A 10462-nucleotide genomic window follows, 5' to 3' on the forward strand; every position below is an offset into this window, starting at 1 on the left:
ATAATAAAAATAAAAGTTTTTCTCACAAGACTCAGGCCGCCTGAAAGATAAGTTCGTCAAAAGGCCGCTTTCCATATGCTCAACCTTACTTTTAATCAAAATCAAACACTTGAAAAATCATCCTTCTTAACCTTGAAAACTCTATGCACACTCAAGCACTTCCAGTATCATTGAGACAGTCTCTTGACGCAAAATTACAGTCTTAGCCGCCCACAATCGGCATGAATTTGCAAAAGAAGTGAAACCAAGCTTCAAAACAATTTCACCTTAACTTCGGAGTAGGCATTATGTTGACCCAGACTCAACAGGTTGATTTGACCTTGCATCACCTTAAAGAGCGCACCCTATCGATTTATACCCCCGAACAGCGTGCAAGCATCGAGACATCTGAAGACTGGAAACAGTTTGACAGACGACTTGAAGAACACTTCCCAAAACTGATGCACGAGCTGGACAATGTTTACAACAACAACGAAGCCGTCCTCCCCATGCTGGAGCAACTGATTGCCCAAGCATGGCAAAGCTATTCCCAACGCAACTCATCCTTAAAAGACATCGATATTGCGCGCGAAAACGATCCCGATTGGATTTTGTCCAACAAACAGGTTGGCGGCGTGTGCTACGTCGATTTGTTCGCAGGCGATCTACAAGGCCTGAAAGCCAAAATTCCTTATTTCCAAGAATTGGGCCTGACCTATCTGCACCTGATGCCCCTGTTTAAATGTCCCGAAGGCAAAAGCGACGGCGGATATGCGGTCAGCAGCTACCGCGATATCAATCCGGCACTGGGTACAATAGACGACTTGCGCGATGTCATTGCCGCCTTGCACGAAGCAGGTATTTCCGCCGTTGTCGATTTCATCTTCAATCACACTTCTAACGAACACGAATGGGCAAAAGGCTGCGCCGCCGGTGATCCGCTCTACGACAACTTCTACTATATCTTCCCCGACCGCTGGATGCCCGACCAATACGACCGCACCCTGCGTGAAATCTTCCCCGACCAACACCCGGGCGGCTTCTCCCAACTGGAAGACGGACGCTGGGTATGGACAACATTCAACTCCTTCCAGTGGGACTTGAATTACAGCAATCCATGGGTATTCCGCACTATGGCAGGCGAAATGATGTTCCTTGCCAACTTGGGCGTTGATATTCTGCGCATGGATGCCGTTGCCTTTATTTGGAAGCAAATGGGCACAAGCTGCGAAAACCTGCCACAGGCACACGCTCTGATTCGCGCGTTTAACTCCGTAATGCGTATCGCAGCGCCAGCCGTGTTCTTCAAATCCGAAGCCATCGTCCATCCTGACCAAGTTGTCCAATACATCAGCCAAGACGAATGCCAAATCGGCTACAACCCTCTGCAAATGGCATTGCTGTGGAACACCCTCGCCACGCGCGAAGTCAACCTACTCCATCAAGCACTGACCTACCGCCACAACCTGCCCGACCACACAGCATGGGTCAACTACGTCCGCAGCCATGACGACATCGGCTGGACATTTGCCGATGAAGACGCATGGCAGTTCGGCATCCACGGCTACGACCACCGACAATTCCTCAACCGCTTCTTCGTCAACCATTTCGACGGCAGCTTCGCGCGCGGTGTACCGTTCCAATACAACCCAAGCACAGGCGACTGCCGTGTCAGCGGTACAGCCGCAGCATTGGTCGGCTTGGCACAAAACGATCCATATGCCGTTGACCGCATCAAACTTTTGTACAGCATTGCTTTGAGTACCGGCGGCCTGCCGCTGATTTACCTAGGCGACGAAGTCGGTACGCTCAATGACGATGACTGGTCGCAAGACAGCAACAAGAGTGACGACAGCCGCTGGGCACACCGTCCTCGTTATGATGAAGAGTTATATAACCAACGCCATGACGGCTCGACCACTGCCGGTCAAATCTTCCAAGGTTTGCGCCATATGATTTCCATCCGCCAAAGCAATCCGCGCTTTAATGGCGGCAGGCTGGTCACCTTCAACACCAACAACAAACACATCATCGGCTATATGCGCAACAACGCGCTTTTGGCATTCGGCAACTTCAGCGAACATGCGCAAACCATCAGTGCGCACACCCTGCAGGCCATGCCGTTTAAAGCGCACGATTTGATCAGCGGTCAAACCGTTTCTCTGAATCAGGATTTGGTCCTGCAACCCTATCAAGTCATGTGGCTTGAAATTGCATAAGCTGAATTTTTTATACATCATTCAAGGCCGTCTGAACAAATCAGCATTCAGACGGCCTTTTAAGGCATAAGATGTATTTTGTATTTTGGGCAGTTTCGCTTAGAATGCACGCTTTAATACCAAATGACACACTTAAAGTCAGGAGTAAAAATCCATGTTGAAAAAATTCGTACTCGGTACCATCGCTGCAGTAGTTTTGGCTGCTTGCGGCGGAGAAGGCAGCAACTCAGCTTCTTCTGCTCCGGCACAATCCGGTGCGGCCTCCGGCTCACTGATTGAGCGTATCAACAACAAAGGTACCATCACTGTCGGTACGGAAGGTACTTACGCACCATTCACCTATCACGACAAAGACGGCAAATTGACCGGCTATGATGTCGAAGTAACCCGCGCAGTTGCCGACAAACTGGGCATCAAAGTTGAATTTAAAGAAACACGTTGGGACTCCATGATGGCAGGTTTAAAAGCCGGCCGTTTTGACGTAGTCGCCAACCAAGTTGGCCTGACCAGCCCTGAGCGTCAAGCGACTTTTGACAAATCCGAACCTTACAGCTGGAGCGGTGCTGTATTGGTTGTACGCAAAGACAGCAACATCAAATCCATAGATGACATCAAAGGCGTGAAAACCGCACAATCCCTGACCAGTAACTATGGTGAAAAAGCCAAAGCTGCAGGCGCAGAACTCGTACCGGTAGATGGTTTGGCACAATCTCTGACCCTGATTGAACAAAAACGTGCCGACGCAACCCTGAACGACGAATTGGCAGTATTGGACTACCTGAAAAATAAACCTGATGCTGGTGTAAAAATCGTTTGGTCTGCCCCTGCTGATGAAAAAGTCGGCTCCGGCTTGATTGTCAATAAAGGCAATGATGAGGCATTGGCCAAATTCAGCACAGCCATGACTGAGCTGAAAGCCGACGGCACGCTGAAAAAGCTGGGCGAACAATTCTTCGGAAAAGACATCAGTGTTAAATAATTTTCTTGCTTCTCTGCCGTTTATGACGGAAACACGCGCTGATATGTTCATCAGCGCGTTTTGGCCTATGGTCAAAGCCTGCTTTATAGTATCTCTTCCTCTGGCGATTGCTTCTTTCGTTATCGGTATGATTATTGCCGTAGCCGTTGCTTTGGTAAGAATCATGCCACCAGGTGGAATTCTTCAAAAAATTCTACTTAAAGTGGTTGAATTCTATATTTCGGTCATTCGTGGAACACCGCTTTTAATACAACTAGCAGTGGTCTTCTACGGTCTGCCATCTGTTGGTATTTATATCGACCCGATTCCTGCCGCCATCATCGGCTTTTCGCTCAATGTCGGCTCATACGCTTCCGAAACCATACGCGCGGCAATTTTGTCCGTACCTAAAGGCCAATGGGAAGCCGGTTTCTCCATCGGTATGACCTATATGCAGACTTTCCACCGCATTGTCGCTCCGCAGGCATTCCGCGTTGCCGTACCGCCTTTGAGCAATGAATTTATCGGTTTATTCAAAAATACCTCGCTTGCAGCTGTTGTAACGGTAACTGAATTATTCCAAGTTACCCAACAGATTGCGAATCGCTCCTATGACTATCTACCGGTTTATATCGAAGCCGCATTGGTTTATTGGTGTTTCTGTAAAGTGCTGTTTTTGATTCAGGCGCGTTTGGAAAAACGTTTCGACCGTTATGTCGCCAAATAAGGAGTTGTCATGATTAAAATCCGCAATATCCATAAGACCTTTGGCGAAAATACCATTTTGCGCGGCATCGATTTGGATGTCGGCAAAGGACAGGTGGTGGTTATCCTAGGCCCGTCCGGATCAGGCAAAACCACGTTTTTACGCTGTTTAAACGCTTTAGAAATGCCTGAACAAGGTCAGATCGAGTTTGACAATGCGCAGCCGTTAAGCATCGATTTTTCCAAAAAACCAAGCAAACATGATATTTTGGCACTGCGCCGCAAATCCGGCATGGTGTTCCAACAATACAACCTCTTTCCTCACAAAACTGCGTTGGAAAACGTCATGGAAGGGCCGGTTGCCGTACAAGGCAAGCCTGTCGCTCAAGCGCGTGAAGAGGCTGTCAAATTGCTTGAAAAAGTCGGTTTGGGCGATAAGATTGACCTCTACCCCTACCAGCTTTCCGGCGGTCAACAGCAGCGCGTCGGCATTGCCCGCGCATTGGCGATTCAGCCTGAACTGATGCTGTTTGACGAGCCGACTTCCGCGCTCGACCCTGAATTGGTACAAGATGTTTTGGATACCATGAAGGAATTGGCACAAGAAGGCTGGACCATGGTTGTCGTTACGCATGAAATCAAATTCGCCTTGGAAGTGGCAACCACCGTTGTCGTGATGGACGGCGGCGTTATTGTCGAACAAGGCAGCCCGCAAGATTTGTTCAATCATCCCAAACATGAGCGGACACAAAAATTCCTGCGCCAAATCCGTGCAGACAATGCCGATCTTCAAATTTAATTGAAACGACAGACAATTTGAAAGCATTTCCGACCGTCATTTCATAAAGGCCGTCTGAATAAGTGAAATAGAAATCGTTGATTTCGTTTTCATACTTGTTCAGACGGCCTTTTATATATCTTTTCAGGTAAAATAACGCCTTTCGTTTTACTCATCCCCTTGCCTGCCATCATGATAGAAATTAAAAAACTCACCTTACAACGCGGTTTGAAAGTCCTGCTCGATAAAGCCGATGCCGTAATCAACCCTGGCCAACGCGTTGGTTTAATCGGTAAAAACGGTACGGGCAAATCCAGCCTGTTTGCGCTAATAAAAGGTGAAATCACTCAAGATGGCGGCGAAATCCTTATTCCCAAAACATGGCGCCTTGCTTCCGTCTCTCAAGAAACGCCTGATTTAGATATTTCCGCTTTAGACTACGTTTTACAAGGCGATGCCGAATTGCAGGCTTTTCAGACGGCCTTGGCTCAAGCAGAAGCGCAAAACGACGGCATGAAGCAAGCCGAATATCACGCCAAACTTGAAGAAATCGATGCCTACACTGCTCCGGCACGTGCCGCCAAACTGCTTAACGGCTTAGGTTTTGCACAAGAAGAACATACGCGCCCCGTCAAATCCTTCTCCGGCGGCTGGCGTATGCGCCTCAACCTTGCCCAAGCGCTGATTTGTCGTGCCGATTTGTTGCTTTTGGACGAACCGACCAACCACTTGGATTTAGAAACCGTGTTATGGCTGGAAAACCATCTCGCTTCCCTGCCCTGTACGCAAATCATCATCTCCCATGACCGTGACTTCTTGAATGCCACCACAACGCACACCATCGAGCTGTCGCAACAAAAACTGACCCAATACGGCGGCAATTACGATTTCTATCAAGCCGAACGCGCCCAACGTCTGGCGCAACAACAAGCCGCCTACGTCAAACAGCAGGCGCAAATCAAACATCTGCAATCCTTTATCGACCGTTTCAAAGCCAAAGCCACAAAGGCCGTACAAGCCCAAAGCCGCATGAAGGCATTAGCCAAACTTGAGCGCATCGCTCCTGCGCATTTGGATAGCGAGTTTTCCTTTGAGTTTGCCAATCCGACCCATCTGCCTAATCCATTATTGAAACTCGACCATGCCGACTTGGGTTATGGCGACAATACCGTTTTACACGATATCACCTTGTCTTTGGAAAGCGGCGCACGTTACGGCCTATTGGGCGTTAACGGCAGCGGTAAATCTACATTTATCAAAGCATTGGCAGGAAAAATCGATTTACTTTCCGGCAGCATCGTACGCTCCGAGAAGCTCAATATCGGCTATTTTGCCCAACACCAACTAGACACATTGCGCGCCGATCAAAGTCCGGTTTGGCATATCCAGCAGCTTTCGCCCGAAGTCCGCGAACAGGAAATCCGTAACTTTTTAGGCGGTTTCAACTTTATCGGCGATATGGCGGTTCAAAAGACCGAGCCCTTTTCTGGCGGCGAAAAAGCGCGGCTCGCCCTTGCCATGATTATCTGGCAAAAACCTAATCTGCTGCTGCTTGACGAACCGACCAACCACCTAGACTTGGATATGCGCCACGCCCTGACACTTGCTCTGCAAAGTTTCCAAGGCGCATTGATTGTCGTATCACACGACCGCAGCCTGCTTGAAGCGACTACCGACAGCTTCCTATTGATTGACAAAGGCCGTCTGAACAACTTCGACGGCGATTTGAACGACTACCGTCAATGGCGGTTGGCACAAGAAAACGCCGCAGCAGCCCCCGCCGCATCTGCACAAAGCCAAAGCCGCAAGGACACCAAGCGTATCGAGGCACAAATCCGTCAGGAAAAAGCCAAACGCAGCAAACCGATTCAGCAGAAAATCGACAAAGCCGAAAAAGAAATCACGCGATTGACTGATATTCAGACGGCCTGTGAAGCATTTTTGGCACAAGAATCTGCTTATTCAGAAGAAAATAAACCCAAATTGCAAGAGACACTCGCACAATTAACAGAAACTAAAGTAAAATTAACGCAACTGGAAGAAAACTGGCTGCAATGGCAGGAAGAGCTTGAGCAAATCCAAGTGGATGTCGAAGCCGAGTTTTCCCAATAAAAATAGAGCCATCAGGCCGTCTGAAATAAAACACAATACGGAAAAACATGACTTCAACCATCAAACAAGCCGGATACTTCCTCGTATCCTCTTTCGTCTTGGGCATTTCTCTTCACGCAGCCGCCGCAGTTTATTCCTGCGGCAACGGCAGCTATACTTCCGAACCCAAATCCTCCTGCGCACAGGCACAATTGCCTAAAATCAGCGGCCATCAAGGCAGCGGTTACCACCTCAACATCCGCAGCCTCAATGCCTCTAATGAACGCGCAAGTGCAAAGCCTAAGAAAAAGGCACGCGCGGAAAAATCCGATAAACAAGAGAAAAAAGCCGACAAACCGAGCAAAAACAAAAACGGTACAAAAGCTAAAAAACAGCAGCCCATGCCGTCTGAACAAGAATAAAATGCTCAACTGCAACGAATCGGCCCTACCTGAATCATGAAAAAATATCTGCTTACCCTATCCCTGCTGCTTGCCGTTTTCAACAGCCAAGCCCACGCCGCAAAAATCTACACCTGTGAAGTCAACGGCTCGATTGTCTATACCTCGCGCCCAAGCGGCAACTGCCAGGCCGTCAACGATTTGCCGATTGTCGGCAAATACAGCAGCAGCGGATACGACGCCCCGGTTAACGATGCGCCCACACTCAACGCACCGACATCACAAACGGCTCCGGCAAAAAGCAAAAACACAGCGGCAAAATCCAACCATAAGGCAATACCCAAACCTGCCCCTATCCGCACTGCTTCTGAAACGGCTCCTCCTCCGGTTCCAAAATCCTCCGGTGTCAACAGTCGCCGCTCTATTCTGGAAACCGAGTTATCCAATGAACGCGCGGCTTTGGCCGATGCCAAAAAGCAACTGAGCCAAGCGCGGACAGCCAAAGGTGGCAGCGTCAATCAACAGGCCATCAGTACGCTGCAAGGTGCGGTTTTGGATAGAGAGAAAAACATTCAAGCCCTCCAGCGCGAACTGGGCAGAATGTAAGTCCAAATCAATCAAAACATCAGGCCTTCTGAATAGGTGGAAACGAAATCCAAAATTTTCGTCATGCCAAACAGACGGCCTGAATCCTATAATGATTACGCCCGTTTCAATTTCTTGTGCCTAGTAAATACGGTATAATTTGCCCTTTACGCACATTACCTCCGGTCTTTTCAGACGGCCTTTATCTCATGACTGCAAAATCTTCTAAAACCCAAACAAAAAAACGCGTCTCTACCAAACCGGCAGCCAAACCGACCACACGCAAATCCACCAAAGCACAAACTCAAGCCGACAATAAAGTCTCCCAACGCCTCAAGGCCGCCAAAGAGCTGCAAAAAAACGAAGAAAAAAAAGCGCGTCCCGAGCATGTCGTCAACTTGATTAATGATGCTTTATGGCTGTTTGGCTTGGTTATCACCATTTATCTGGCCATTTCCCTGGCCAGCTTCAGCATGGACGACCCTGCATGGTCGCGCAGCGTTCCCAAAAGCAACGATGTCGCCAACCTCGGCGGCCTCTTTGGCTCCTATCTTTCCGATGTCGGATATTATCTGTTCGGCCTATCGTTTTGGTGGTGGATAGCTGCCTCTTGCGTTTTCCTCTACAAAAATTTCCGCCCCATGAAAAAGCAGGAAAACCACAAGCCCTACAATCACGGCGTAGCCGCTTTGGCATTGTTTCTCCTGCTGGTGTGCAGCCCGATTATCGAACATTTCCTGTTTGACAATGCATTGAGCGAATCCCTTCCCGTCGGTGCAGGCGGCTTGGTCGGCTTGCTGGCGGGTTCAGGCTTGGCTTGGCTGTTGGGTAAGTCGGGCAGTCTGTTGATTATGCTGGTGATGTTGCTTTTATCCATTTCCCTGCTGGCTCAGGTGTCATGGTTGGAAGTCATGGCCAAATCCGGCAGCCATATGGGTGGTCTGTTTGGCAACCTGATGAAAAAACTGTCTCAGTTCCGAAATAAAAAAGAAGATGTCTGCTCCGAAGCTTTGGAAACCCAAAATACGCGCCGCATGGTTAAAGAAGCCAAAACCATTACCGCCACTCCGGTGGCTCCGTTGGCAGGTAGCAGCAGCAACCGTAAAACCGTTGCCGTATCCGTTGCGCCGCCCCCTAAAATCCAAACTTCCCTGTTTGACGATACTGAACCTAAAAACAACGGCGAATACCACAAACCCAACATGAACCTGTTGCGTATGCCGTCTGAAGAACCGGTTGCCGTCAATCCAGATGAATTACAACAGACCGCAGAATTAATCGAGGCCAAGCTGGCTGAATTTGGCATCGGCGTACAGGTTGTTTCCGCCACTTCCGGCCCCGTGATTACCCGCTACGAAATCGAACCGGCACAAGGTGTCAAAGGCAGCCAAATTGTCGCGCTATCCAAAGATTTGGCGCGCTCGATGTCTCTGCAAGCGGTACGTATCGTAGAAACCATTGCCGGTAAAAACACCATGGGCATTGAATTGCCCAATGAGAAACGCCAAGACGTGATGTTGAGCGAAATCCTCTCTTCACCCGTGTTTACCGACGCCAAATCCAAACTGACCGTTGCCTTGGGTAAAGATATTGCAGGTACGCCCGTTGTCGGCGACTTGGCAAAAATGCCGCATCTTTTGGTTGCAGGTATGACCGGATCGGGTAAATCCGTCGGTGTGAACGGCATGATTATGTCCATGCTCTTCAAAGCCACGCCTGACGAAGTCCGCTTCATTATGATTGACCCGAAAATGCTGGAATTGAGCATTTACGACGGCATTCCGCATCTGCTCTGTCCGGTTGTGACCGATATGCGCGAGGCAGGACAAGCGTTGAACTGGTGCGTTGCCGAAATGGAAAAACGTTATCGCCTGCTTTCTCATGCCGGCGTGCGTAATTTGGACGGCTTCAACCAAAAAGTCGAACAAGCCAAAGCAGCAGGCAAACCATTACTCAATCCGTTCAGCTTAAATCCTGACGATCCTGAGCCTCTGGAAAAACTGCCGTTGATTGTGGTCGTTATCGATGAGTTGGCTGACTTGATGATGACCGAACGCAAATCCGTTGAGCAGCAAATCGCACGTCTTGCCCAAAAAGCGCGTGCGGCAGGCATTCACATGATTGTCGCCACCCAGCGCCCGAGTGTCGACGTGGTTACCGGCCTGATTAAAGCCAACATTCCGACACGCATGGCCTTTACCGTACAAAGCAAAATCGACAGCCGCACCATTCTTGACCAAATGGGTGCAGACGAATTGCTCAAATACGGCGACTCGTTATTCCTGCAACCGGGCAGCGCGGAACCGACACGCCTGCAAGGTGCCTTTGTTTCCGATGATGAAGTGCATCAGGTCGTCAATTTCGTCAAAGAACAGGCTCCAACCAATTATGTGGAAGGCCTGCTCAGTGGCGAAGCGGCCATCGAAACCACCAATATTGTCAATCCGAACGCAAACAGCGATGAGTTATTCGATCAAGCCGTTGCCTTCGTATTGGAAAGCCGGAAAACTTCCATTTCCGCACTGCAACGCCAATTACGCATCGGCTACAACCGTGCCGCCAATTTAGTAGATGCGCTTGAAAATGCCGGTGTTCTCTCTCCTGCAGACATCAACGGCAGCCGACGGATTCTGGCGCAAAAAGACCAGCTGTAAAAAACAACAATATCGAAACACAAAGGCCGTCTGAAAAGAATTTCCTACTTTTCAGACGGCCTTTTTATGTTATTCGTGAAACATTGTGTTAT

The 10462-nt window shown here is 49.1% G+C and carries 8 protein-coding genes; all 8 read left to right on the plus strand.

Going from position 1 to position 10462, the window contains the following annotated elements; all coding sequences use genetic code 11:
- The first annotated feature begins 287 nt into the window (after positions 1-287).
- Complete coding sequence (locus ACTHSP_RS02020; protein ID WP_440345520.1) at positions 288-2198, plus strand: alpha-amylase family protein; 1911 nt, start codon at positions 288-290, stop codon at positions 2196-2198.
- Positions 2199-2352: 154 nt separating this feature from the next.
- The gene (locus ACTHSP_RS02025) at positions 2353-3177 is read left to right on the plus strand and encodes an amino acid ABC transporter substrate-binding protein (RefSeq protein ID WP_049333849.1); all 825 of its coding nucleotides are present in this window, start codon (positions 2353-2355) and stop codon (positions 3175-3177) included.
- Positions 3167-3883, plus strand: coding sequence for an amino acid ABC transporter permease (locus tag ACTHSP_RS02030; RefSeq protein WP_049333847.1), 717 nt, complete (start codon positions 3167-3169; stop codon positions 3881-3883). Before ACTHSP_RS02025 ends, ACTHSP_RS02030 begins: the two co-directional genes overlap by 11 nt.
- 9 nt (positions 3884-3892) lie before the next feature.
- On the plus strand, positions 3893-4660 hold the full coding sequence (locus ACTHSP_RS02035; RefSeq protein ID WP_049333845.1) for an amino acid ABC transporter ATP-binding protein: 768 nt from the start codon (positions 3893-3895) through the stop codon (positions 4658-4660).
- A gap of 171 nt (positions 4661-4831) precedes the next feature.
- A complete protein-coding gene (locus ACTHSP_RS02040) occupies positions 4832-6751 on the plus strand; it encodes an ATP-binding cassette domain-containing protein (RefSeq protein ID WP_070712911.1) in 1920 nt (639 codons plus the stop codon).
- A 47-nt stretch (positions 6752-6798) separates the two neighbouring features.
- The gene (locus ACTHSP_RS02045; protein ID WP_070585344.1) at positions 6799-7152 is read left to right on the plus strand and encodes a nucleolar protein; all 354 of its coding nucleotides are present in this window, start codon (positions 6799-6801) and stop codon (positions 7150-7152) included.
- A gap of 36 nt (positions 7153-7188) precedes the next feature.
- Positions 7189-7737: a hypothetical protein gene (locus ACTHSP_RS02050; protein ID WP_285070147.1), complete on the plus strand. Its 549-nt coding sequence runs from the start codon at positions 7189-7191 to the stop codon at positions 7735-7737.
- A gap of 188 nt (positions 7738-7925) precedes the next feature.
- Positions 7926-10370, plus strand: coding sequence for a DNA translocase FtsK (locus ACTHSP_RS02055; protein WP_440345521.1), 2445 nt, complete (start codon positions 7926-7928; stop codon positions 10368-10370).
- Positions 10371-10462 lie beyond the last annotated feature (92 nt).

This window comes from Neisseria sp. P0001.S005, from assembly GCF_051963715.1.